This is a genomic window from Novosphingobium sp. BL-S-24 (assembly GCF_055521575.1).
The window spans coordinates 1,944,922-1,970,459 of the sequence record NZ_CM145488.1 but is presented as its reverse complement, the minus strand read 5'-3'; the positions used below and the strand labels follow the sequence as shown (position 1 = coordinate 1,970,459).

Below are 25,538 nucleotides of genomic sequence, written 5' to 3'. Positions count from 1 at the left end.
GTTTGCAGGCGCTAACTGTCCTGTGCGGCCTGGGCCTTTCCCTTACTAGCCTTACCTGTTGGTCGGCACACGTGCAGCGTCCCATGCAAGTGTAAGCCGGGCGACCTGTGGAACGATGCCTGGCAGGTTACGAAGGTCCGCATCCGGTCCGACCCGGAAGCTGGGGATGGCCGCAAACCAGCGTTCGAGCATGATCGCTACCTCGGCACGGGCCAGTTCCTGACCTGGGCACATGTGCGGCCCGCTACCGAAAGCGGAATGACGCGCGCCGCGCCGGTCGAGATCGATCGACATTGGACAGGCGTTGATACGCTCATCAAGACCGTGGACCTGCGTCGGGACGCAAACCAGATCGCCAGCCTTCAGGTGGACGCCATGAAACTCCATGTCCGCGCGAACCGTTCGCGCGATCGTCACAAAGCCGAAGCGACGGAACAGCTCGTTTGTCGCGGTCAGCAATCCGGTACGATTCAAGCCGGCCATTTGCTCTTGAAGCGCAGGGTCGCGCGCAAGGTTGAGCATGATGAATGCCAACACGTTCACCACCGTATCGACGCCTGCGATCAGCAGCTGCGTGCACAGCGACAGGGCCTCTTCATCGTTCAACCGCCGCCCGTCTATGTCCGCGTTGACGATGGCGCTGATGATGTCGTTTCCGGATTGAACGCGTCTTTCAGCGACGACCGGGGTCAGAAAATCGTAGAATGCCTGCTTGGCATCTTCGAATGGCAGCGGCGGGTTCGGCCGGGTCATGCATTCGGCCAGGAAGCAAAGGTGTTCCGCATCGGCCATCGGCAGGCCGACAAGCGACATGAAGATGCGGATCGGGAAAAGGCGGGCGAACTCGGCGGTGAAATCGCAGTGGCCGCGATCTACGAAGTGGGCGATCAACTCGTCGGCGACCGTGGCGATCGCTTCGTTCAGGTGGCGTATCTTGGAGAGCGCAAGCCCTTCGTTGAGCAGCTTTCGATAAGGACGATGCTCCGGCGGGTCGATGGTCGTCGGGATCAACGCGTGTTTTTCCCCGACGGAGCGGGGAATGACGATTATCCGGTTTGAGAAACGCTCTGGATCGCCCTGGACCTCTGCACTGACTTTGCCCGACAACGCGATCCAATGTCCTTCGTTCTGGGGCGTCCAGACGATAGGCGGGCTGCTGTCCTGCAGCGCCTTCCATGCGGCGTAAAAATCGTCCTCTCGCCCGGGCGGCGAATAGATATCGATGTCGACGATTCGTTCAGGGGCAAGCCCAACGGGCGCGGATGGCCCATCACGAGACTGGGTCTCCATCGACTACCTCTCCGAACAACTGCTTGCACAGGGATCGCTCTGACACCGGCGACCTTACTCAGACCATGGTTATAGCCCTGATCACCATTGAATAAGCTGCCACTTTGATCAGGTCGATCGAGGCCAAAAATGGCAATGCGGTGGTGACGCCCCCCTGCTCCTTACAAGCTATCGTCCTGCCTCATTTCCGCGTTGCTATCTGCATGGGCGTTGGCGCTAAAGCTGAGCGTCAGGACGGTATTGTCTTGTGCATCCACGACCCGCATCGACCACTCGGCGCCCTTCCAGAAATCATCTGCATTGCTCAACAAGTCTCCGCTAAAGCGGATGGCCTCCAATTTGGCCGCTTCGATATTGTCCAGCACAGTGCCTTGCAGATCCGGGAAGTCGGCCCCATCCTGCACATGAAAATAGTATCTTGGCATTTTGCGACCCAGTCATTCCACGAGAATTACGGCGATTACTCTTGGTGCGTGCGTCCGCTCATACGATTGACCGTGCCAGCACGGCGGCTGGCACGGTCAGATTTTCAGGCTTCTCGGGGAGCGTTATTGATAACCGCCTTCCTTGCGGTCTTCAGCAGCATCCTCCTGCGCCTCAATCATGTCAGCTTCCTCGTCATCGGGCTGTTCATCATCGATCGCATCGTCAGATTGGTCTTCCTGATCTTCAGAAAGGTCATCCGTATCTTCTTCATAGCCGGGTTCGTCATTCTCGGGTGGGCTGATCATGATCAATCTCCTTCAATCAGAACAACGCACCGCAGGGCACTCGGCTTTTCCGCTCAACGCATAACGTATCGGACTGCCGCAGAACTGACAGGTGCGCGGCTCCCTGACGAAAGAGCAGCGGCATTGAAGACGCAGCATCGGAAGGGCGAAACTGTCCAGCTTGCCGGTCGGAGTTTCATCAATGGAACGGCCGCTTACCGGTCTGCCTGAAGAGCGGCGGAGGTCATTCGACCAAGACGCTCGATGTGCTTCGTATCTGATCGGCCGCCTAGTACCGCCATTCGCCAGTAGAGTGGCGCCGCGATTAGGTCCGCTGCCGTTTCACGGTCAACCGAGGCCGGTAATTCGCCCCGGTTGATCGCGCGGTCGATCAGCGCATTGATCCTTTCGCGCCGGGCATGCTGGAATGGCCTTACCGCTCGTTCCAGCGCGGGGGTTCGTTCGATCTCGGCATGAAGGTCCATAATGATGCGTTTTACCAGAGGATGGCGAAGCACGCGGCGAACCGCAAACAGCACGGCGATCAGGTCGGCTTCTAGCGATCCTTGGTCTTTCACGTCGGTGATCGTCAGCCCCTCGCGAGAGAGCAGATCGCTGGCCATCGCCGCCTTTTCGGGCCACCGCCGATAAAGGGCCGCTTTGCCGACACCCGCCGATCGCGCGACGCGCTCCAGGCTCAAGCCTGAATATCCAACACGCGCCCATTCCTGAAAAAATGACCGGGTCAGTGCCTCTGTCACGCCGACGCGCATGATTGCCGCACCGCCAGGAGATCGTCCCGGCCCAGCCTTTTTAACGGAACGGTTGCGTTCCATCGTTCGCCTCCTATATCTAAACGGAACGCTACCGTTCCATTAGATCGGAGATAGTCAATGAGCGAGAATATTCAAAGTTTCTCTTCCATGCTTCGCAAGGCGCTTGGTAATCGCATCGATGCGGATGCCAGCACTTTCCCGGAGATGATGGCGCAAGACGGGGTAATGGAGTTTCCATATGCGGCCCCCGGTATGCCTACCCGCCTTAATGGCCGGGTCGCCATAGCCGAACATCTGGAATCGGTGGGCGAGATGATCGCATTCGATCGCATGGGGGAGCCGACCGTGCATCCATCCGCTGATCCAGACGTGGTAATCATCGAGTTTGAAGGCTTCGGACGCGGCGTGGAGACGGGGGAGCCTTACGACCAGCGCTATATATCGGTGATACACACAGCGGGGGGGCGCATTGCCCTGTACCGGGATTACTGGAACCCGCTTGTCGTGCTGCGGGCGACCAAAGGCGCCGCGATCGTCGACAAGCTCGCAATCGGGGAAGCCGATCATGCGTGAGCGAGTTTTGGTAACGGGCGGCACTGGCAAGACAGGTCAGTTGGTTGCAGAACAGCTTGCCGATGGCGCGATCGAAGCGCGCATCGCGACCCGGCAACCTTCCTCAGCCAATCAGGTGCGGTTCGATTGGAATGATGCGACGACTCACGGACCGGCGCTTGATGGTGTGACTTCCATATACCTTGTCGCGCCAACGGATAGGATCGAACACCTGCCGGTCATGCAGACTTTCCTCGAACAGGCAGTGGCACGGGTTCCCGGGCGCCTCGTGCTGCTAAGCGCATCATCTCTGCAGGAGGGCGATCCCATGATGGGCGCGGTTCACGCCTGGCTCCATGCTCACGCGCCGCGTTGGACAGTGCTGCGCCCAAGCTGGTTCATGCAGAACATCACGACCCAGCACCTGCCGTCGATCCTTGATGACGGATGCATCTATTCGGCTACGGAAGATGGGCGCGTCCCCTTCATTGACGCCGCCGATATTGCCGCCGTGGCCGTAAAGGCGCTGTCCACACCGGAGATGGCTTCCTCCGACCATGTGCTGACCGGACCCGAAGCACTGACCTATGACGAGGTGGCTCATGCGATCACCAAAACGATTGGTCGTCCTGTTCGTCATTGCCGTCTCACGACGGAGGAACTGATTGCCCGCCATGTCGGCCTTGGTCTTCCACGCGATTACGCGTCGATGCTCGCCAGCATGGACGCGGCTATCGCAAACGGTGCCGGCGATGGAACAACCACGGAAGTCCAGCAGATAACCGGTCGACCGGCACGAACTCTTACGGACTTTCTGACCTCGCAGCGCGCTACTTTGGTAGGGGCGTAGGTTCTGATGCGCTCGACACTGGGGCGGTTGAAGGCCCGCCCCAGCGTGCTGGTCGCGCGGCGTCACCCTTCAGGTCACGCCAGCGGAAGGGTCATCAATTGCCCGCCCTCCTGGGTGAGACGGTCCAGATAATCGTCATGATCGACGATCTGGTAGGGGAAAAACAGCCCGGCCGGCGTCACCGGTTCGCCGTCCAGCCCGGCAAGGCGTTCCAAAACCATGCTGATGCCCAGCCCCGTCAACGGTGCCGCACCGCCTGGGTGGAAAACGGCATGGCGGCTACGCTGCGCGGTCCCGGTCGCATCCATCCCGGACAGCTCAATGATGATCTCGGTCGACTTTGCGCCGCCCGCGCGTCTGCTCGAGCTGACGCCCGTTCCGATGGCAAACTCAATATCGTTGGCGCCCGTCACAGCGGCCAGACCGGCAATATCGATCGTCGAAAAGCCGGAAGCCGGAATTTCCGTGCCATCGATTGCTCGAAACACGGTTTTTGCATCGTCTCCCTTACGCCACACGAACGCACCTTCTTTTCTGGCAAGCGTCGAGGAGATGACCGACGCGAAACGCTCGAAATCCTCGGCGACAGCGGGACCGCCCCAATCCTCCTCATCCACCAGCGCGCCGATCCGGATGCTATCGACACGGGCATAGCCCTTCGCAGACGTCAGCGCCGCGATCGTTGTGGCGCCGACGAGCCACTCATAGCCAAGCACGATTGCGGCTGCATCCGGGCGCTGCATATGGATCGCGATTTCCGGCGCGACTTCATAGAGACCTGTCGAGATGCCGAGGTGGGGAATACCCCGGGCATTGGCGTAGCGCAGGCTGGCCAGTCGTTCGTCGGAATACAAAACGACCATCGCGCCAATCGAGCGATCGCCAATACCCAGGTCATCCGCCAGCGGATCGATGACGACTGCCTCGGCATGGCCCAATGCACTCGCGACTTGCTCCGCCTTCTGTCGGTTTCGGCTGCCGATCAGCAGGGGCAGGTCGGGATATTGCTTGCGCAGCGACTTCGCGGTGAAGTGGCCGATCTGGCCGGTGCCGCCCAGAAGAAGAATGGGTGAGATGGACATGATAGCCTTTCCGTGCAAATAGCGAATCTACTAAACGTAGGTTGTACCTAAGTTACCTTTAGTAGGTTTGGCAAGCAGGTTTTTATGGCACCAGTTTCGAACGTGGCTCCCGCACCGCGAGGCGTCCGACTTGCAAAGGCCGATCGGCACCAGCAGTTACTCGCGACGGCGCTGGACGTGATCCGCAAGGAAGGCGCCGATAGTCTGACCCTGGGTCACCTTGCGGTTCGCGCAGGCGTGTCCAAGCCGGTTGTGTACGATCACTTCGGCACTCGATCCGGGCTGCTGATCGACCTTTATCGCTGGATTGATACCGAACGGATCGAAGCGTTTTCTCTGACGATGGCGTCCGCCAACAAGAACCGGGACGAGACGATCGCATCGCTGGCTGATGCCTATATTCGGTGTGCCTCCGATCTGACCGGCGAGTTTCACGTTGTCGGTAAGGCCCTGGCTGGCAGCGCGGAGATGGCGAAAGTTTTTGCTGAACTGCTCGACCAGTCCGTCGCCATGTTCGCGTCCGTGTTACGCCCTTTCAATCGGCTGACGGAACCGGCCGCTATACGGTTATGTGTCGGGCTTGTGGGCGCGGGAGAAGCCTTGTCGGCGGCCATCGTCCGCGGCAAGATGACCGAAGTGGATGCCATCGCGACGTTCACGGAAATTATCAGCAACGCCGTGCCGTAGCCGTCCCGCTAACACTTCCCCGGCATTCCAGATCGACGGTAGAGTGCCGGGCGGCTGAGGTCAGCTCGCCCCGCCGATGGCGCCGGGCGTTAGCACGAGAGCCAGGATAACCAGCGCGGTGCAGACGTAGGCCCAAGCACCCATGCCTGCCCAGGCGATCCGGCTTGCAGTCCGCTCGTATCGCCCGGCTTTTTCAAGGCGTTTTGCGTAGATGATCACGCCGGTCACCGACATTCCTGTGAGCACCGTGCCGAACAGAAACCAGATGACCTTGGTGGCTAGTCCGCCGAACGTACCGAAATGCAGCGGATCGGCCATCTCGGAAATCCGCTGGTGAACGTTCAAGTTCACACCGTCCAGTGCGCTGAGCACATGGCCGTTGACGGGATCGATCGCGATACCGTTGGCGCGGTCGCGAACCAGCCATGCCCGTTCCTGCCCCAACAGCACTACGCCGTTGTGTTCCGTGAAGCGGATCTCGCGAATGTCCAGCTCTGGGCGCAAACGCCGCGCAGTCGTAACGATCCGGTCGAGCGCAGGGCCCGTTGGAGCGGGAACAGCCTTCTCCGTTTTCGCAAGCTTCGGAACCGGCGCATTGCCGCCCAAGGTCTCGACCAGATACCAAAGGCCGGTGAGTGCGATAAGTGTGACGAACCAGAGGCTCCATAAGCCACCGAGCCTGTGCAGGTCACCCATCAAACGGCGCGAATCGCCGCCCCGGGGTAGTCGGAAGAAGCCGCGCCACCATTTTTTGTACGTGACGATCCCGGTAACGAGCGAGGCGAGCAACAGCAGGGCCAGCGAACTCACCAGCGGGATGCCTATTTTCGTCGGCAGCATCAGATGGCGATGCACCTGCCGCAGGAAACGATGGACGTTCGCCCAGCCATGTGTCCCGGTCACCTCTCCGCTCCAGGGATCGATGTAGACGCGAAGGGGTGCGCCCTTGCCCTTCTCGATCCATGCTTCGGCGGCGAACCATGGGTCGATCGGTGCGTAGAGCGTCTGCAATCGGCCATTCGGCTCGGCTTTTGCGGCAGCCGCCGCAAGCGTTCCCCAACTCGCACGCGGGCCGTCCTGCGGCGAGGCGCGCATCGCCGGTGTCACCAGCCAGTCAATCTCGTGAGCGAAGACGGCAAGCGTGCCTGTCGCCAGCACGAACGTCATGAAGATCGCCAGTTTCAGCCCAGCCCAGCTATGGACCCGCCACCAGAGCGAGCGACCCTTTTCACGCGTCTTCGCCACGGTCAGAACTTGAAGCGCAATTCGGCCAGAAACGTGCGTGGCTCACCCGGAAAGTGCCCGCTTTGCGCGGAGAAACCCGATGCGGCGTAGACCTTGTCGAAGATGTTATCGACCCGAAGGAGCAATTCGGCAAAGCCAAGGCCCTTGGTGATCGAGGCATCGAAAATCGTGTATGGCTTCACCGTCTGGCCCGAAAGGCTGATACGGCGCGAAACATGCTCGCCGCCGAAAGCGAACGCCGTGTCGATCGCCGGAACCTGGTAACGAGTCCAGAAGCCCACCTTGTGCTTGGGCGCATTGGCGAAGCGGTTGCCAACGGCATTGGTGATCGCCTGCCCCACCGCAGTCCCGGTGATCTTTGTATCGTTGTAGCCGTAGTTCACCAGCAGCACCCAGTCCGGCGTGATGTCAGTGGTCAGGTCGATCTCGAAGCCCTTGCTCGTCACTTCGCCTATGGGCGCGAGCTGGTCCACGCCGTTGACCGGCTCCTGCGCGGGATCGACCTGAAGGATATTCTTGCGCACGATCCGATAGACGGCGGCATTCGCCTGAAGGCGCCCATCGAACAGCTGCGTCTTCACGCCGCCTTCCAGCTGGTTGCCGGTGACCGGCGCGAACGGGCCGCCCGCATCGCGGTTCTGGTCTGCGGCGGCCTGTGGCTCGAAGCTTTGCGACCAGCTGGCGTAAAGCGATACGTCGGGCCGGGGCTTGAAGATGGCGCCCCCCCGCAAGGTCACGTCGCTGTCGGAATAAGTGGACTGACCGGAAACGGCGCCGCCGGTGCTGGTCGTCACGCCGTCATCGAACTTGTCATAGCGCACGCCGCCCACCAGCAGCAGCGCATCGGTCACGCTGATCTGGTCCTGAATATAGGCGCCCTTGCGCTTGGTCCGGGTGTCGGTGGTGGTGAAGGGAAGCAGCGCCGCGCGTGCCGCATCGCCCGCACCGCTGCCGTACACCGGATTGCTGAGGCTAAGGGAAGTCACCCCCGCCCGCAGAATGCGCGAATGCAGCACGCTCTTTTCGTCGTACCAGTCCGCGCCGGCCTGAAACTTGTGCTCCATCCCCAACAGGTCGACCCGCGCCGTCAGATTGGCCATGAACGACAGGCCGCGGACGGGGCGGATCTGGTCGCGAAACTCGCGGCGGACAAGATCTGGATTGGCGGGATCGAGGCCCCGCGGCTCGTGGTACTGCTGCTTTTCGGTTGCCTTGAAATAGCGCGCGCCCGCGTCAAACGTGATGCGATCGCCAATCGTCGTCGCATAGCGCGCCTGGTAGGCCTGTGAACGCAAGTTGAGGAAGTCTGTCTTTTCATTGGCGTTCCAGCGGATGCTGGTCCGGAAATTGCCGTCATCGTCAACCAGCACACCGCGCAGCCGGTTGGCCTGCAGCTCGCTGTCATAGATCGTTGCCTGCAGCGTCAGCTTGCCGCCATCGTTGGTCTTGACGGCGATCCCGGCGTCACCGATCCGCGACTTGTTCTGCGTGTTGCGGCGATAGGGATCCATCGATTCAAAGAACCCGCCAAGCCGGTACGTGATCACACCGGCGCTATCGACCGGTCCGGTCGCTTCCGCCGACAGGCCGATGCGATCGTATGTGCCGCCTGTAACGACAGCGCGCAGGCCGGTTTCATCGGAAGGGGTCTTCGAGACATAGTTGATGATTCCGCCCGGCGATCCGGGGCCGAAGAACAGGCCCGCCGGGCCCTTCAGCACTTCGACCCGCTCGATGTTGAATAGCTGCGGCACCGAAAATCCAATGAATGGATTGCCGCGCTGGCCGTCATAGAACGACTGGTCCTGGCGGAAACCGCGGAAGGTGACGCCTGCATAGCTGAAGAAGCTGACGCCCGAGATGTTGCGATAGATGTCGGTAGCATCGCGCGCGCCTTGGTCGGCGAAGAGTTCCGCGTTGATCACCTGAACCGCCTGTGGGATGTTCATCGGGTCTTCCGCGACTTTGCCCACGGTCGCCTGCTCTACCCGATAGAGTCGTTGGGCGCGGCCGGTAACGATGATCTCCCCGGTCGCACCGGGCGCCTCGGATGGCCCAACGTCCTGTGCAAAGACCGGCATGGAGACGCATGAAACCGATGCGATCAACGCCGACTTGAAAACTCGCAAATGTATTCCCCGCCTGCAATATGCGAATGAGTCGCAATACAGACGGTCCTGTAATCCGCGCAGCCGCCAGCGCAAGTGCTATTGCGAGATATTATCGACTCGTGACGTTTGCGGAAAGCGGCGATCCTCCATTTCGCTTCGGCTGGGACAAGGGCCCCGCAAGGTAAGCAGCGACGCATCCAGATGTGGTCATAACGGCCATGGTGCTTCGTTGGGCGGTCCATCTGCGGCAGTTGATATGCGCGCCACGTCGAGACGAGGATGAGGCGGCAGCTGGCGAACGCGTTGCTCGTACGCTCCTGCCAGAAATTCTGGATACTCTCGCGATCGGCCGCCACCGCTTCGCGGTAAGGCTTTCTGCGCCCGCCAGATTTTGCGCTTAACCGCGTACCTCCCGACGTGGCTTGCGTAGCTCACCCGAAACGGGAGAGTGGACGCATCGGTCATCGGCATACGTCACAACACGATCACGACCCTCCGCCTTGGCGCGATATAGCGCCTCGTCCGCTCGCCTGAGCGCCTGGTACAAATCCTCGTCGCTATGCCGCAACGCGACACCTACGCTAACGGTAAAGGGGATTTCGACCTGCCCCACGTGCACCGGCTCGGTCTTGGCGGCCAGGCAGATCGCCTGGGCAAGCCGCTTCCCCTGATCCAGGCAAGCGTCTTCCGACACGATCAGAAATTCCTCGCCACCAAGGCGCGCGAGAAGGCCGGCATCGCCGATCGATGCGGTTGCCCGCTGCGTGAAGTGGCGCAGGACTGCATCGCCGCCATCATGACCGAACGTGTCGTTGATCGATTTGAAGTGATCGAGATCGAACAGCAGCAACGCGCTATGGCGGCGATGGTTCGCGATGGCTTCCGCCAGGCCTGCACGGTTGAGCGCGCCAGTAAGCGGGTCGTGCCGGGCGACCTGCAACAACCTTCGGAAGTCGCGTTCACCCACCATGGCGATGACCGACATCGTAAAGATGATCGTCACAGCGTGGTCACACAGTGGTATAAGGCTATCTGCTGTGCCGATATCGCCGAGCCAGTCCCTCAAAATGCCCGCCGCCACCGTGATCAGCGCGACCGCATAGACTGAATAGGCGGCCATCGCTCGTGGACCGAATTTTCCGAGGCGGCCACGAAAGATATACGAGCCTTGAGCGATGGCGATGGCACAATGGGCAATCAGCGTCACATGTCCGGCAACAGCCCAGTTTTGGCTCAGGAAGCCCACTACCACGCACGAGGCAAGCGGGGTCAATGGCAACGCGAGCAGCCAGACCGGCGCGGGGCCGTCTTCGTCAAACGCACGAAATCCCAACCAGATGACAACAACCGCAAGCTCGAGCAGCGAGTAACCGATTGCCGTGACGATCGCATTTCCGGGTTGGAACGGATATACCGCTGTGACCAGAGCGTAGATCACCAAGCCGCTACCCCAATAGATCAGGCACTTTTCGTGGCGCTGGTTTAACCAAAGCGACAGGCTCATCAACCCGCATACCAAATTGACCAGCGCGTCGGTGACATTGAGCGTGAAGAAGTCCAAGACGCTTTCCCGTGCTTGTATCCGGATGCGACGACATCGGATCATAAAGATCACGGATTTACAAACCTATAACCCTCACCACCCGTTTTCAGCTTAGCTGGTTGATCTGCTGGATCGGGATCGGCTGCTGCGTGATGGCATAGGCCAGTCGGGCAACCATACTGACAGCGTGACGCGAACTTCTCGAACAAAGAGCACAGCCCTTTTCGTGGCATTTCCCCATTCCATCGCGGGGGTCTCTGCCTGCAGCATCGCGGACAGGCCGCCCGAACTTCCGTAGAGCTGGTTTCTCCGTATGCGCTGTGACTACGCGCGGCGAATCACAACCCAGAAATGATTCAAAGTAAGAATAAGACGGGCGCTTGTCAGGCTGGCGACTAGGCAGATTGCCAACGACCAATTCCCGCATCAGCATGAATTCCAGCGACGACGTTCTCACGGTCTGCTCTGCCAGCAGGCGCCCCCCTCTAAGCCATTCAGCGGCGATTTGCGCTACTTGGTTGCGGACAGGTAGCTTTCCGGCAGCTCCCGACCGATAGCGTTGAAAAAGTCCGGGATTGTCGTTCGCTGATATTGAAGTGAGGCTGGGCGCCCGCCTCATGCGGGACTAGTTGCTGGATAGATCGGTACGAGCTTTGCCAGTTTACGGAGGTTTTGTGCCGTGGCTGCCAGGAGGAACTCGTCTTTTGCACCATTTGGTCCTCGCAGGCGCAAGCGATCGAGCTTGAGGATGCGTTTGAGGTGGGCGAACAGCATCTCAACCTTTTTCCGTTCGCGGCGGGAGGTGACATAGGCGTCGGTTTTGGACAAATCTCTTGCCAGATCCCGTGCCCCCTCGTGGATTGATCGGATCACTTTTCGGTTGGGCTGACCTGGGCAGCATTGCAGCTTGAGAGCGCAGGCATCGCAGTCATGTTTACTGGCGCGGTAGCGGATGAACCCGTCCTGATCGACGTCAGGCGGTGGGATCGCATAGTTCTTGCGGCGCGGGAACAACTCTTTGCCGCCGGGACATACATAAAGATCATTTTGATGGTCGTAGCGGAACTCAGTGCGTTGGTAGCTTCCAGTCCGGCGGCCCGCATGATCGAAAATGGGAATATGCGGTTCGATGCCACGCTCATGGACAAGCCAGGCGATATTGGCGGCATCGCCATAACCAGTATCGGCGGCCAGGCGCCGTGGCCAAATGCCAAAGCGCTCCTGCGTCCTATCGATCATCGTTCGCTGCGCCGTCACCTCGGCGGGGCGAATGGCGGTGGTGGCTTCAACATCAACAATTACGGCGTTTTCTAAATCGATGAGATAATTGGTGCTGTAAGCGAAGAAGGCTTGTCCGCCATGAGCGCTTGTCCAGCGCGCTGCAGGATCGGCAGGTGACAGATATTTGGGCGTGACGGGCGATGCCGCGCCGAACGCTGCCGCATCGAGCACCTCCAGATACTCCCGGGCTGCATGGTTGCCGATGTCCGGGGGCAAGCCTTCCTCGCCGGGCACACCTCGCTGGCGGTTCGCGTCGGCCTTGATCAGGCTGGCGTCGACGGCAAAGCCCTCGCCACCGACCAATCCCTCCTCGATACAGCGCGTGACCGTCATCTCAAACAGGTTCCGCAACAGATCGCTATCCCGAAAGCGGCCGTGGCGGTTCTTGGAGAACGTCGAATGATCCGGCACCGCTCCGTCAAGGCCGAGGCGGCAAAACCAGCGATAGGCAAGATTAAGATGCACTTCCTCGCACAGGCGCCGCTCTGACCGGATGCCAAGGCAATAGCCAATGAGCAGCATCCGGACCATGAGGTCGGGATCGATCGAAGGGCGGCCAGTCTCGCTATAAAATGGTCGCAGTTTCTCCCGGATACCGTTCGGGTCCACAAAGCGTTCTACGGCCCGCAGCAGGTGACTTTGCGGCACATGGTCCTCTAGGCTGAAGCTGTAAAACAGCGCCTCTTGCATCACCGTTCGAGCACCCATCATCAGCCTGTCTCCCAACGACAGGCCCAGTGAATCAGGACTTTGCCACTACTGCAAGGCTGAGTTTTTCAACACTATCGACCAATTCACGCCGTTCCGCTGCAACTGCGCGGATGACCGATTGTGGCGAAAGCAGACCGGTCCCGGCGTGATAGGTTTCGCCAGAAGGTTACGACCGCGAGCGTGCCTAGCGGGGTCAAAACCAAGCCGCCGATCGGAGCAAGATGCCAAGTCAGCCTTGCTGCGCTTCGATCACAGGCGCTCGACGTTTTGCCTGATCCCCGCCAAACGTCCCCGGATAAAACAGGTCAAAAGCGTAGGTTGGCGGTGGCTAACAAAAACTGTTTCCCATTTATCTATAAAATTAGTAGAGTAAGTGACTCCACTCAAAAGCCGATTTGGCTGAGTGCATCCGGGAAACCGCACCGGCGGATTCTGGCCATTGCACCTATTCCCGGAGCGAGCGTCCGGGCGCGGGAGCCGAGTTATTCAGGCACGGGTCGACCGCGGGCTTCCTCTGCCTTTCGGGTGGTCGAAAGGGTAAGTTTTTCCATGCGTTTGAATGTGATTTCGCAGCGGGTACGGACTGCGGTGCTGCTGAGTGCTGGTGTCGCATCCTTATCGGAAGGCGCTCAGGCTCAGACAGCGATGCTGCCGATCTTCGCCGATGCGGTGAGTGACAATATGGGAGCCGACATCGTGGTCAGCGCCCGCCGCCGGGATGAGAAGGCCCAGGATGTACCGATCGCGCTGAGCGTCGTGGATTCCGGCGCCCTCGATCGCACAAACAGTTATGATATTCGTCAGGTCAGCCAGTTGGTGCCCGCCTTGCGGCCGGTTAACGGCAACCCCCGCAACTCCAGCATCAATATCCGCGGGCTCGGGGGCAATCAGTCCCCGGCCAACGATGGCCTCGAAGGCGGCGTCGGCGTCTATGTCGATGACGTCTATTATGCACGGCCGGCGCAAATCCTGTTCGAACTGTTCGACATCGACCGCATCGAGATATTGCGCGGCCCCCAGGGCACGCTCTTTGGCAAGAATACCGTGGCTGGCGCCATCAATATCGTTTCCAGGCAGCCCAGCTTCGATCCCGGTGTCAACGCTGAAATCACCTTCGGCAATCTCGATTATCGGCAGTATCGCGCAGCGGCGACCACACCCATCGTCGATGGTCTTGCCGCTGTGAGAATCTCGGGGTCGAGCACCCGGCGCGACGGCTATATCCGGAACATCGTCGACGGTTCCAAACGGATGAACGTCGCAAACGACTCGCTGCGCGGACAACTCCTGCTCACACCGGCCCCCCGTCTCCGCATCACGCTGAGCGGCGACTATGCGGAAGCGTCCAGCCTGTGCTGCGGCCCGGCAATCGTGGGGCAGATCACGAATCTGGCGAACGGAGCGCCCTTCCCCAACAGCGCCGCGACGCGCGCAGCAAGGGAGGGTTACGCTCTTCCGTTCGATGCGAGCGGACGAACCGTCGCGATCGACTCCTCCTCGCGCTTCTCGATGCGCCAGTGGGGTGTTTCAGGGAAAGTGGTATGGGATGCCGGGCCGGTGGCGCTGACGTCCATCACCGGCTACCGCTGGTGGAAATGGCATCCGCACAACGATGCCGATTCTCTGGGCCTGCCAATCCTGACACGGGCTGACACGCCCAGCAAACAAACGCAGTTCAGTCAGGAACTGCGGATCGCCAGCAATGGCGACGGTCCGGTCAGCTTCATCGGCGGGCTCTATTATTTCCACCAGGATATCGATTCGCTGGCTATCGTCGAATACGGCGCGGCAGCACCCAACTGGCTTTTGGGGCCTGCCGTGCCGGCCGCGGTAGGGGCGCTCGCGCTGAACGGCCTGACGACAGTTTCGCCATCTTCCCTGTCGAACGATTCCTACGCGGCCTATGCCCAGGCCACCTGGGCGGTTACCGCCCGACTCAAGCTGACCGGCGGCCTTCGCTATACCTACGAGAAGAAGGGAGGCACCTATTCCCAGGCGCTCGTCGGGCCGAGCCTTGCCGGACAAGCGGAGGCGGTCGTCGCGGCGGTCAACACGATCCGCGCCGGCTTCGGCCGCAATTTCAACTTCGCCTCACACATCAAGGGCGGCAACTTGTCTGGCCAGGCTAACGTTTCCCACGAACTGGCCGAAAACGCACTCGGTTATGCGACCTATGCGCGCGGCTTCAAGGCAGGCGGTTTGAACCTGACCTCGGTGCCCGCAGGCGGCAGCATCCAGATTGCGCCGGAGTTGGCCGATCATTTCGAAATCGGCCTCAAGACGAGCTGGCTCGATGGGCGGTTGGTCGCCAACGCGGCGTTGTTTTCTACCACGATCGGCAATTATCAGGCATCGTTGGTGAACCTTGTCACGACCACGACCTATATCGCGAATGTCGGCAAGGTTCGTTCTCGCGGCGGCGAAATCGATATTCAAGCCCGGCCGGTTGATGGCCTGAGCAGCTATTTCGCGCTCGCATATGCTGATGCTACGTCAATCTCCTATCCCAGCGGACCGTGCCCGATCGAGCAGCGCGGCCTGCAATCTTCGTGCAATTTCGACGGGGTAGTCCTGCCAAACGTTCCCAAATGGTCGGTCTCGGCGGGGGCCGAATATCGCCGGCCCGTCGGCACCTGGCAGGGGCGCGATATCGAGTTGTTCGCCGCTGCGGACTATTCTTACCGATCGACGTTCAACTCCGGTCCCGAGATGTCGATCTACACTCAGGCCCCGGGGTACAGCCTGGTCAACGCCCAGGCTGGTGCGCGTTTCGCCGATCACCTTCAGCTCAGCCTGTGGGGCAAAAACATCTTCAACAAGCGCTATTTCCAGTCTCTTTCAACCGGTGCCGGTTCGAACTCAGGCTTGATCGGCGGGACGGTGGGCGAGCCGCGCACCTACGGACTGACCCTGAGCTTCAAATACTAACCAGTTGGTAAAGGAAAAATGTTATGTCGATCACAGCCCTGTCTCCCCTCGAACCACTCGATATCCGCAAGGTCACCGGTCGCACCGGCGCAGAAGTGCGCGGTGTTAAGCTGTCGGGCGATCTCGAAGCTGGCGTCGTCAACGCCATTTGGGAAACGCTGGCGCGGCACAAGGTGGTGTTCTTCCGTGGGCAGACCCACCTGACCGATGCGGAGCAGGAGGCGTTCGCAGCCCTGCTTGGTACGCCGGTGGCGCATCCGACCGCGCCGGTCAAAGCCGGAACGGAAACGGTGTGGGCGCTAGATTCGGATGACGGAGTCCGCGCCAACAGCTGGCACACAGACATTACCTTCCTGGATGCCTATCCGGCCGCCTCGATCCTTCGCGCGGTCATCCTCCCGCCCGCCGGTGGCGACACTATGTGGGCAAATACCGCGCTGGCTTACAACGCGCTGCCGCCGGAGCTGCGCACGCTGGCGGACAGCCTGCGCGCGGTCCATTCCAATGTTTTCGATTACGCGCCGACGCGGCCTGACATCGCAAGCAGCCTGAAGACCAGTTTCGTGAGCCGGCAGTGGGAAACCGAACATCCCCTCGTGCGCGTCCATCCGTTGACGGGCGAGAGGACGATCGTGCTGGGTCACTTCTTCCGCCGCTTCGTCAATATTCCTGCGCTGGAATCGCTCCAGCTGTTCACGCTGTTCCAGAATTACGTGACCAAGCCCGAACATGTGGTCCGCTGGTCCTGGCAATACGGCGATGTGGCGATCTGGGATAATCGGGCAACACAGCATTATGCCGTCAACGACTATGACGAGCGTCGCCTGATGAACCGGGTCACCATAGCTGGCGACGTGCCGGTAGGCGTCGACGGACGCACCAGTTTCGTTCTTTCGGACAGCGCCATGACCGAAGCGGCGGAATAGGCTCCCATGCGGCTCCCCCTTTCATGCAAGGCGCTTGTCCTGACTGTCCTGCTTTCGGCCCTGGCTGCCTGCGGGGGACCGGGAAAGGGCGACCAGTCGGTGCTCAGGGTCGGCGACCAGGCGCAAATGCTGAAAAGCGCACTGGTCGCGGCCGGTGAAGACAATCCACGCGACTATCGGATAGAGTGGTCCAACTTCCAAGGCGGCCCCCCACTTGTAGCAGCGCAGACCGGCGGATCGATCGATGTCGGCTGGCTGATGGACACGCCCGCAGTTTTCGCTCAGGCTGCGGGGAGTCCGATCAAGGTGGTAGCGGCGGGTCGGCGGGCGATCCCCGGCACGTCCTCGATGGCCCTCGTGGTTCTGAACGAATCGCCGATCCGCTCGGTACGCGCCCTGAAGGGCAAGGCGGTCGCCTTCCTGCCCGGCACGTCGACCCATTATTTCCTCTATCGGCTGCTGCAGCGTGAAGGGATGGACATGGGCAACATAACACCGGTTTCGGTCCCCGGCGGTGCCGCCTTGCTGACCAGCAAACGTGTTGATGCGGTCGCCACCGGGGAGCCGGGGCTGTCTCCGATGTTGGCCGGCGGCCGTTTGCGGATCGTCGCCATCGGCGGTGAACCGCTGATCCCGGACCTGAATTTTCTGGCTGCCCCGGATCGCGCTCTGGCGAATCCCAAGCTTGCTGCGATGATCCGAGATTTCACGCTTAGAGTCGCGCGGGCAATGAAGTGGCAACGCGAAAACCCCGACAAGGCGGCGCTGACCCTCGCAAGGCTTTATGACCTCCCGACCGACGTGGCCGACGCCATGGTCAGGCGCGCGCCGGTTCGATACGGCCCTGTGTCTCCGGAAGTAGTCGCGGCCCAGCAGCTTGAGGCCGATACGCTTCTGCGGATGGGCCTCGTCAACAGAAAGATCGATGCCGCAAAGCTGTTCGACCGCCGCTTTGACGACGCGCTTGCGCAGGTCGAAGCCGCATCCAGCACGAGGGATCGTTGACGTGGACGCTACGGCATCAGGATCCGTTCGAATAAATCCGGCCGCCGGCAGGTCGACGCCGCAAGGCAGATGGCGCGGTCTGGGCACCCGGCTCGCGGTGCCGCTGGCGGTCGTCACAGCCTGGGCGAGCATGACCGCGAGCGGCCTGGTCGATCCTTCGGTCCTTCCCTCCCCCGCCGGTGCCGGCCGCACGTTGATACGCTTGTGGAACGAACAGTCATTGGCCGGGCAGATCGGGGTATCGCTGGCTCGCGCGCTTGCGGGCGGCACCATCGGTATCGTTATCGGCCTGGCGCTCGGTCTGGCGGCCGGTCTCTCCAGACTGGGAGAAGAACTGTTCGACGCTCTCATCCACATGCTCAGAACGATCCCCTTCCTGGCCCTGGTGCCACTGTTCATCGTCTGGCTGGGGATCGGCGAGACGCCTAAGCTGCTGCTGATCGCCCTTGCTACAAGTTTCCCCATGTATCTCAACAGCTATGCGGGTGTGCGCAATGTCGACCGCAAGGTGATAGAGGCCGTTCGCGGCTTCGGGTTGGAAGGCTTTGCCTTGATCCGCGAAGTGGTTTTGCCGCTCGCGCTGCCGTCTATCCTCACCGGCCTGCGCTTCTCATTGGGAGTGGCGGTGTTGGTTCTGGTCGCAGCGGAGCAGATCAATGCCTCGGCGGGGCTCGGTTATCTGCTCAACAGCGCTCAGCTCTATCAGCAGGTCGACGTTATCCTGATCTGCATCGCTATCTACGCCGCGCTTGGCATCGGCGCTGATGTCATTGTACGCCTGCTGGAAAGATGGCTGATGCCATGGCGTCCGGCGGGTGCGGCTCGCTAGGAAAATCTTCATGCTCAATATCGTGACGCAAACGGTCCCCACCGATTTCGCTGCTCCTCCGCAGCGGCCAGCCGCCGTCCGGGTCAATTCTGTAGGCCGGCGTTTCGGTGACGACGTGGTGCTTGACGACCTCTCGCTTGAAATCGGAGTGGGCGAGTTCGTCGCGCTGCTGGGTGCCAGCGGCAGCGGTAAAACCACATTGCTGAGAATACTCGCCGGCCTCGACGCCCCCAACCAGGGTGATGCATTGGTGCCGGAAAAGCGGACGACGGTGTTTCAGGAACCGCGGCTGGTCCAATCGATGCGGGTGTGGCGCAATGTGGTCATTGGACTGAAACGAAGCAGGCCCGCCCTGCGAGAGCTGGCGATCGAGGCGCTTCGCGAAGTGGGCCTCGACCACCGCGCCGACGCCTGGCCCGCTACGCTGTCGGGCGGCGAAGCGCAGCGTGCGGCACTTGCCCGAGCGCTGGTGCGCGAACCGCGCCTGCTCTTGCTGGACGAACCGTTCGCCGCGCTCGATGCCTTGACCAGGCTGCATATGCAGCGGCTGATAGGAACGCTGCGCAGCGCGCACAACCCTGCGACATTGCTAGTCACCCACGATGTCGAGGAAGCCCTGCTGCTGGCGGATCGGGTCGTACTGCTGCGCCAAGGCAAGATCGCGTTCGACCGGCAGGTGAACCTGCCGCAGCCCCGGCAGCCTGCGGGCGCCGAATTCGCCGCCCTTCGCATGGCCTTGCTGACCGAACTCGGCGTGCCGATGGCTGGCGAGGCCGACTGACTCGCGTTAGCGGGACTGGCCGACCTGACTGACCAGCGCCGCCGAAACCATCGAGATCGCGCGGTCTACCACGATCAAAGGCGTGGGAACTTCGTAACCGTGTGCCAGGCGGCTATCTCGGTCGACCAATACCGACAATATCACAAAGATTTGCGGAAATAGCAGGTCGCTCAAGGCTGCGGAATCAACGCCGAGCGCAGCCGCTAGATGGTCCAGCACGGTGCCCAGCGTTTCATGGGAATCGTACAGATCGTCCCGATAACGATCGTAATCCATGCGGCTGAGATACTGCAGCCAGAAGCGCGCATAGCTGTGCCGATGATTTTCATCGACCTGCTCAGCCAGCGGAAGGAAAATCAACTCGATCAGTGCCGGAATGTCTCGCAGCAGTCCGCTCGATCTAGCTACATCAAGCAAGCCCGATCGTCGCTTGTTGATGACGCGCAGCCGGACCGCAAATATAGCTCGGATAAGGCCGGCCTTACTGCCGAAATGGTATTGTACGGCGTATTTGTTGGCATTGTCCGCCGTTGCCGCGATATCCTGCAGGGATATGCCGGCGAAGCCATTCTCGCCCAGCAGACGTTCTCCGGCCGCGATCAATCGCCTCTTGCTGGTACTTTCCGGACCCGATATCTCGTTGATCGCTGTCAAGTCCAGCGACGGTGAAAGCTTAACCATTCATGTTACCTTTGCATGTCGCAGCAATGGGCCAGTCACCCAAAATGGCCCACGGCTATAGCATGGTCGAAAATGATCCCCTGAGGGATTCCTGAAGCTGAGTGGCTCTACGTCCATCCGGATTTTGCGGCCATTCATAGAGCAGATGGTCAGCGGCCTTCCGCACACGCCAGTGCGATACGGGGCTTGGCGTGAACCGGGCTATCAGACGAAGGTTGATCGGACACTTCCTACTACATTCGTCGTCAGCGCCGCCTGAATGTCGGGCAGGCTGTTGGTTCTCATTGCGGCCACGCATACGGCGACGCTGATGGAAGTCGAAAAACGCTGGTTTTCGGCATCACGTTGGGACCAGCATCTCCGGACAATGTATGTCGAGACGGGTTCTGCCGAGAGCTGCCATTCGACCCTTCGCTGTGGAACGACGGGTTTGTCCCAATTGCGGCCTACCAACGTCGACCTTCTTCGCTGTTCATTCCCTAAAGCCTGCAGACTTAGTCGCGGTCCGTCCGCTCGCCTCGTGGCGCGTCACCAGTCCATTTCGTTCGGACTACGCATTTCCGTACTGCAAAGCGGTTATGAGCTACGGGGGACGATTTCAGGAACTAATGCGAGGCCGCTGGGCAGCTGGAATTGCTTCATCATGTACATCGACTTCTCGCTCGAGGCAGATCGCCAAATGTTGTTGACCCTTTGAATGGATCACTCTCGAGCCATCATTTGGATGGGCATATTCCTTGTCGATAGAGCAGCTCCAGCGATTAGGAGCATGATGTCGAGCGCCAGGCCGCCAAGGTTGGTATAGGAAACAAGCAGGTGACACGCCCCTAACGCGATCAGGGCAAACGCGAGCGCCAGGCGCAAGCTGCTGGCGCAAACAGGACCGGCTAAGCGCAGCGCCCCGAAACCACACAACAGCGCCAGTGTGGCGCCAAGCCATGTCCACAGAGCAGACGCGCTGAATGGAAGAACTATCGCCGCCAGTGCCGCCAAGACCAAAGCAAGCGGTTGGCCCCAAGCTACGGCCGCCCATAGGCGCTCCCATTGCGGCACTGCCCGCCCCCTGTCACGCCTCCTCGCCAGCCAGATCGTAACCCCGGTTGAAGTGACGGCGCAAAGCGCCAGACCGAGCAGGCCGTAGATGATCCGCACAGGTAAGCCGCCGTACCAGCCAAAGTGAAGTTGGCCAATGCCGCCAAGAATTCGTGTGCCCGCTGCCAGATCGCCCGGGTGCTCGTCCTTCACCACACGGCCTGCGGCATCGAAGCTTGTCGTGTCCTGCGGAACCAGTAGGCGGTCTCGTTGGGAGGTGACGGTGATGCGGACATCGGCGCGGCCGGCATTCTCGATAGTCAGCTGTCGCGGCTCTGCATCCGGAGCGCGGCGGCGCGCCTCGGCTAGCAGCGTAGATACGGGGGGTACCGGCGCCGGAGTGGCGTTTACCGCCGGGGGGGCGTCGGTAAAGAGGCCATACACCTTCGCGGTGTCGCCACGGTAGAGCAGCATCGCCAGGACGCCGACAATCAGGGTGCTGAGACCCAGCAAGGCGCCGGTTAGCGCGATGGTGACGTGGAACGGCAGCGCCCAGATCCCGAGCCGATTATGTAGATCCGCCTCCTGCAATCGCCGTGAGCCGCCCAGCCGCAGTTGGAACGCGTCCTTAAAGATGCGCGGGTGCGCCAGAATGCCCGAAACGAGCGAGGACAGCAAAGCCACGCCGGTGAGCCCGACGATGAACTCGCCCCAGCTGCGCGGCAGGTGCAGTGCGATGTGGAGGTTCAGGATGAATTCCGAGAAAACCGCCGCCTTCTCCACCAAACCACCTTGCGCATCTACTGACCATTCGCGCTCGAAGCTGGGTGAATAGGCTACGATCGTTGCCCCGGGCTCCTCAGCGGAAGGCAGCGAAGCATACAGCGTGGTTCCCGCAGGAGCATTGCGGGATGCTGCGTCCAGCGCCCTTGTCATGGCGACATCTTCAATGTGCGTGACGGCCGGAGAGGAGGGCTGCTCCCAACGTTCGAGATCGTGTACGAACACCGCCAGCGTGCCCGAGAGGCATACTAGGTAGATCACGGCAGCAAAGGCCAGCCCGAGGATGCCATGGCCGCTGAGCACCGCGCGCACGGTAGCGGGCGACAACGGCCAGCGGCTATTTGCCTTTCCGGCGTGCTTGGCCTCGGTCATGCCAATCCTCCCATTGCCGCAACGGCAAAGCCTGTTACCGCTATTCCGACCAGCACTGCGAAAGCGCGCAGAAGGCGCTGGTCCGCGAGCGTCCAGGTCATCGCCAAAGCCCAGCCCAAGGGCATCAGCAGGCCGCCGAGGACGATCCGTGTCCGCGGGTCGCCCGGAGCCCATGTGGCGTAGCAGAAGGCGATGCCCATGGCCGCGGTCATCCCGAGTGGCCCGGCGAGCAGAAACTTGAGCACCCCGCGCCATGCGCGCGAGGGGCCCTCCAAGGGTTCAGGTGCTATGGTGTCGCGCGGCATCCGCGCGGTGCGCACCACTCGACCCTGGGCCACGACGCCAAGTGCGCCCAAGCCCATCCCGGCGATCGCCACTGCCGTGCCCTTCACTGCGCCTACCGTTGACGCGCTGAGCAGCAGGGTTCCAAGCATAACCAGCCAACCTACGCCCACCAGCGTTGTGCGGTCGCGGGTACGGCCGGCTAAAGCTTTTCGGAGCAGTACTGCGCCTCCGGCGCCGCCCGTGACACCGGCCAGAGCAATGGCTAGCATCAGAAATGCGCCTCGATACCGCCGCCGAACGTCTGCGGCTCCCCCAAAATCGCCCGGCCGGTGCTCCGGAAGTCATACTGCCGGTACTTCTCGTTCAGCAGGTTGCGCGCGAAAGCGAACAGGGTGATCTGCTCCAGCTCCCAGCCCAACCGCGCGTTGACGATTGTGCGGCCCGGCAAGCGTCCCTGCACCTGTGCCACGCCCACGTCACTGTATACCGGTCCGCGATAGCTCGCGTTCAGGTTGCCCATTATCGGCCCCACGCGCGCGTTAAACCCGCCAGCGACCGTCCAACGTGCCGCATACGGAAACTCCGAGCCGGCAAGGTCGATCGCGGTTGTAGAGCCGGCCGGTAGGGTAAAGTCGTCAAACTCGGTGCGAACGTGCCCGACCGAGGCATAGACGTCCACGGCCCTGCTGATCCTCCCCTGAGCCTCGATCTCGAAGCCGTAGAGATGAGACTTGCCCGCATTGACGGTGTTGTAGTCGAACTCGTTCAGGCCGAAGAAGGCATTCGTTTGCTGGTTCTTCCAGTCGACGTAGAACACGTTAGCGTTCAGCGTCAGACGGCCATCCAGCCAGCGCGAGCGCAAGGATCCCTCGTAGTTCCAGCTATACTCTGGATCGTAGGTCACCAGCAGAGCACGCGCTGGATTCTGGCTCGATCCGCCCGAGCGGTAGGCGCGCTGCACGGTCAAAGTGGTGGTGATGTCGGATGTCCATTCCATGCTGATCCCTGCTTTGGGCAGGAAGGCATCGAAGGTGCGCGCTGTGCTCGCGCGAGCCGAGTTCGCACCCTGCACCAGTCCCAGCACACCCTGGTTCACGGCCGAAATGGCCAGGAACAGTGGTGTACCCGCAACGCCGAACGCGGCGGGCTCGGGCAGCGTGCCGGTGAAGGTCGCCACCGTTTCCGCGGTGTAGCGGTTTGCTTCGTGATCGTAGCGGAAGCCGCCGATCAGCGAGAGACGGTCAGTCAGCTTGTAGCGGACGTCACCGAACAGCGCGGCGGTGCTCACACGCTGCGGGGCCTCTGCCGCGTAGGCGACCGGGATCACCGGGAGGGCGTCGGTGTAGAGGTTGGCGATCTGCGTCGCCGTCGCGGCGGGAAAGCCGCCCCCGCGCAGCAGCGCCGCGATCGTCGCGGTAGGCGTGTTGATGTTGAGCCGGTTGGCAGCGACCAGACCACCGGTGCGGTGGTAGGCCCAGCCGCCCATTACACCGCTCAGGCGCTCACCTTCGTAGTTCAGCCGGAGTTCCTGCGTCCAGGTGCGAAAATTGTTGGTATTGTCGACGACCTGCAAATCTGCGGCGGTGCCATCGGTGTCGATTACCGCCCGAGTAAAAGTCTTGTTGAAGGAGGTTATGCTCGAGAGGCGCAGTTCCGGCGTGAACATATAGCGCAAGCTGAGCACCGCAATGTCGGTCTTGATATGCCCTCTGCTTGGTGCATCGCCAGTCGAAATGCGATTATCGTAAAAGTCGGGCACGTCTGTTCGCGCGTATTCGTAAAGATAGCCACCGTCGCGCCGAACCCGGTTGTAGCTGGCCTGCACCTCGAGCCCCGGCCACACACTGGGCGTCCACTTCAGCTTGCCACGCAGGTTGAGCGACTCCAGCCCATCATCGTAGCCGCCGCGAGTGACATTGCGAATCAGCCCTCGATCGTTGCGCCGCTCAGCCGAAAGGCGAACGCCCAGCTCGTCCTGCACCAGCGGCCCGCCGACCGCCGCGGAAAATGTGCGATCGTTGTGCTCGGTCCACAGCGCCCGCGCGTCACCTCCGAATTCGGAGGTGGAAGGGTCGCGGGTGGTGAGCACGATCGCGCCAGCAAGTGCGTTAAGCCCTTGGATAGTCGACTGCGGTCCACGCAGGATTTCCACCTGCTGGACGTCCCACAAGTCTGTCGGCCCGCCGAACAGCGCCTCCCGCGGGATCGGTGCGCCATCGACGTAGACTGTGGCGGTATCCGCATTGCCGCCGGCACCCACGCCTTGGTTATTGATCCCGCGGATCGTAAAGCCCGCAGCGCCATATGTCTCGGACACATTGGCCGTACGGTTGTAGACGTCCTGGATTGTCAGGATGTTTTCCTGCCGAATTCGCTCAGGCGTGGTCACCGCGACACTCGTAGGGGTGTCCTGCAACGTGCGGTTAAACTTCTCGCCCGTCACGACGATGTCCGAGGTCTGGGGCTCTGCAGTCGCCTGCTGCGCATTCACCGCGCTAGCCCAGAAGAACGCGCACGTCAGTGCCGGAATGTGGATTTTGCTCATTGCTCCCCCCTGAAGTTCAGCTTCCTTGTCGTTGATGCTATCGCGAGTCAATCGCGATCAATACCCGGAGCTCTGCCGCAAGTTGAACTGCTGGACTTCATTCGCAATAGCCTAAGAGCAGGCGCCAAACTGCCACGCTATGGTCGGTCGTTGGCGTGGATCAACCGATACCGCTATGCGGATTGTACGATGGCTAGCTTGCTCGATTACCAGTCGGGCAGCACCAAATCTCTGCCAACGAGACGCGATCCAGTCATCGAAGACCTTTTCCATGATCTCGCGAATATAGCCGAGGCGATGCTTTTGAGCCCAGTTCTATTAATTTCTGAAGAGATGGCGGCCGCCAGTTGGTCCGTATCGTCTTTCAGTCAACACCGACGTCCGTGCGGCCATCATCCTGACTAGAATTTGGCGCAAGCAGGTGATGATCAGACTAGGCGACAACGCCCAGGAGTCCCTATCCGAACGCTATCATCTGCACCACTTGCGTCACGACAAGCCTGAGCGGCGCAAGACGGGGGTAACCGGCAGTT

21 protein-coding genes are annotated in these 25,538 nt (G+C 61.0%); 8 read left to right on the top strand and 13 right to left on the bottom strand.

The features are described 5' to 3' along the window. Window positions 1-51: 51 nt before the first annotated feature. The 4 genes from ACZ1JM_RS14725 to ACZ1JM_RS14710 form a co-directional block, all read right to left on the bottom strand. A complete protein-coding gene (locus ACZ1JM_RS14725) occupies window positions 52-1,290 on the bottom strand; it encodes a cytochrome P450 (protein WP_465133120.1) in 1,239 nt (412 codons plus the stop codon). Between the two features lie 161 nt (window positions 1,291-1,451). Beyond that, window positions 1,452-1,715 (bottom strand): DUF6894 family protein, encoded by a 264-nt coding sequence (locus tag ACZ1JM_RS14720; protein ID WP_465133119.1) that lies wholly within the window; start codon window positions 1,713-1,715, stop codon window positions 1,452-1,454. 123 nt (window positions 1,716-1,838) lie between these two features. Further along, window positions 1,839-2,021, bottom strand: a complete 183-nt coding sequence (locus ACZ1JM_RS14715; RefSeq protein ID WP_465133118.1) for a hypothetical protein — start codon at window positions 2,019-2,021, stop codon at window positions 1,839-1,841. Window positions 2,022-2,215: 194 nt separating this feature from the next. After that, on the bottom strand, window positions 2,216-2,836 hold the full coding sequence (locus tag ACZ1JM_RS14710) for a TetR/AcrR family transcriptional regulator (RefSeq protein ID WP_465133117.1): 621 nt from the start codon (window positions 2,834-2,836) through the stop codon (window positions 2,216-2,218). A gap of 57 nt (window positions 2,837-2,893) precedes the next feature. Between ACZ1JM_RS14710 and ACZ1JM_RS14705 the strand changes: the two genes are divergently transcribed. Both ACZ1JM_RS14705 and ACZ1JM_RS14700 read left to right on the top strand, forming a co-directional pair. Then, the gene (locus ACZ1JM_RS14705; protein ID WP_465133116.1) at window positions 2,894-3,349 is read left to right on the top strand and encodes a nuclear transport factor 2 family protein; all 456 of its coding nucleotides are present in this window, start codon (window positions 2,894-2,896) and stop codon (window positions 3,347-3,349) included. Next, complete coding sequence (locus ACZ1JM_RS14700; protein WP_465133115.1) at window positions 3,342-4,178, top strand: NmrA family NAD(P)-binding protein; 837 nt, start codon at window positions 3,342-3,344, stop codon at window positions 4,176-4,178. The genes ACZ1JM_RS14705 and ACZ1JM_RS14700 overlap by 8 nt, the downstream gene beginning before the upstream one ends. A 74-nt stretch (window positions 4,179-4,252) precedes the next feature. On the opposite strand, the gene ACZ1JM_RS14695 is transcribed toward ACZ1JM_RS14700, so the two are convergent. Then, entirely contained in the window at window positions 4,253-5,260 is a 1,008-nt protein-coding gene (locus ACZ1JM_RS14695; protein ID WP_465133114.1) for an NAD(P)-dependent oxidoreductase, read from the bottom strand. An 84-nt stretch (window positions 5,261-5,344) separates the two neighbouring features. Here ACZ1JM_RS14695 and ACZ1JM_RS14690 point away from each other — a divergent pair, with 84 nt between their 5' ends. Further along, entirely contained in the window at window positions 5,345-5,947 is a 603-nt protein-coding gene (locus ACZ1JM_RS14690; RefSeq protein ID WP_465133113.1) for a TetR/AcrR family transcriptional regulator, read from the top strand. Between the two features lie 60 nt (window positions 5,948-6,007). Here ACZ1JM_RS14690 and ACZ1JM_RS14685 read toward each other — a convergent pair whose 3' ends face one another. From ACZ1JM_RS14685 to ACZ1JM_RS14670, 4 genes are all read right to left on the bottom strand, one after another. Continuing rightward, window positions 6,008-7,192 (bottom strand): PepSY-associated TM helix domain-containing protein, encoded by a 1,185-nt coding sequence (locus ACZ1JM_RS14685; RefSeq protein WP_465133112.1) that lies wholly within the window; start codon window positions 7,190-7,192, stop codon window positions 6,008-6,010. 2 nt (window positions 7,193-7,194) lie between these two features. After that, window positions 7,195-9,273 (bottom strand): TonB-dependent siderophore receptor, encoded by a 2,079-nt coding sequence (locus tag ACZ1JM_RS14680; protein ID WP_465133111.1) that lies wholly within the window; start codon window positions 9,271-9,273, stop codon window positions 7,195-7,197. Between the two features lie 427 nt (window positions 9,274-9,700). Further along, window positions 9,701-10,864 (bottom strand): GGDEF domain-containing protein, encoded by a 1,164-nt coding sequence (locus ACZ1JM_RS14675; RefSeq protein ID WP_465133110.1) that lies wholly within the window; start codon window positions 10,862-10,864, stop codon window positions 9,701-9,703. 597 nt (window positions 10,865-11,461) lie between these two features. Next, the gene (locus ACZ1JM_RS14670; protein WP_465133109.1) at window positions 11,462-12,838 is read right to left on the bottom strand and encodes a transposase; all 1,377 of its coding nucleotides are present in this window, start codon (window positions 12,836-12,838) and stop codon (window positions 11,462-11,464) included. Between the two features lie 549 nt (window positions 12,839-13,387). Between ACZ1JM_RS14670 and ACZ1JM_RS14665 the strand changes: the two genes are divergently transcribed. The 5 genes from ACZ1JM_RS14665 to ACZ1JM_RS14645 all read left to right on the top strand — a co-directional run bounded on the left by ACZ1JM_RS14665 (window position 13,388) and on the right by ACZ1JM_RS14645 (window position 19,307). Next, complete coding sequence (locus tag ACZ1JM_RS14665) at window positions 13,388-15,766, top strand: TonB-dependent receptor (protein ID WP_465133108.1); 2,379 nt, start codon at window positions 13,388-13,390, stop codon at window positions 15,764-15,766. Window positions 15,767-15,789: 23 nt separating this feature from the next. Then, the gene (locus ACZ1JM_RS14660; RefSeq protein WP_465133107.1) at window positions 15,790-16,692 is read left to right on the top strand and encodes a TauD/TfdA dioxygenase family protein; all 903 of its coding nucleotides are present in this window, start codon (window positions 15,790-15,792) and stop codon (window positions 16,690-16,692) included. Window positions 16,693-16,698: 6 nt separating this feature from the next. Beyond that, a complete protein-coding gene (locus ACZ1JM_RS14655; RefSeq protein WP_465133106.1) occupies window positions 16,699-17,697 on the top strand; it encodes an ABC transporter substrate-binding protein in 999 nt (332 codons plus the stop codon). A 130-nt stretch (window positions 17,698-17,827) separates the two neighbouring features. Then, window positions 17,828-18,526: an ABC transporter permease gene (locus ACZ1JM_RS14650; protein WP_465133105.1), complete on the top strand. Its 699-nt coding sequence runs from the start codon at window positions 17,828-17,830 to the stop codon at window positions 18,524-18,526. Window positions 18,527-18,536: 10 nt separating this feature from the next. After that, window positions 18,537-19,307 (top strand): ABC transporter ATP-binding protein, encoded by a 771-nt coding sequence (locus tag ACZ1JM_RS14645; protein WP_465133104.1) that lies wholly within the window; start codon window positions 18,537-18,539, stop codon window positions 19,305-19,307. Window positions 19,308-19,313: 6 nt separating this feature from the next. Here ACZ1JM_RS14645 and ACZ1JM_RS14640 read toward each other — a convergent pair whose 3' ends face one another. The 4 genes from ACZ1JM_RS14640 to ACZ1JM_RS14625 form a co-directional block, all read right to left on the bottom strand. After that, window positions 19,314-19,988 carry a TetR/AcrR family transcriptional regulator gene (locus ACZ1JM_RS14640; protein ID WP_465133103.1) on the bottom strand — a complete coding sequence of 225 codons (675 nt, stop codon included), beginning with the start codon at window positions 19,986-19,988 and terminating at the stop codon, window positions 19,314-19,316. Window positions 19,989-20,690: 702 nt separating this feature from the next. After that, entirely contained in the window at window positions 20,691-22,175 is a 1,485-nt protein-coding gene (locus tag ACZ1JM_RS14635; RefSeq protein ID WP_465133102.1) for a PepSY-associated TM helix domain-containing protein, read from the bottom strand. Further along, entirely contained in the window at window positions 22,172-22,729 is a 558-nt protein-coding gene (locus tag ACZ1JM_RS14630; protein WP_465133101.1) for a hypothetical protein, read from the bottom strand. The genes ACZ1JM_RS14635 and ACZ1JM_RS14630 overlap by 4 nt, the downstream gene beginning before the upstream one ends. After that, window positions 22,729-25,005, bottom strand: a complete 2,277-nt coding sequence (locus ACZ1JM_RS14625) for a TonB-dependent receptor (protein WP_465133100.1) — start codon at window positions 25,003-25,005, stop codon at window positions 22,729-22,731. Before ACZ1JM_RS14625 ends, ACZ1JM_RS14630 begins: the two co-directional genes overlap by 1 nt. Window positions 25,006-25,538: the final 533 nt, after the last annotated feature.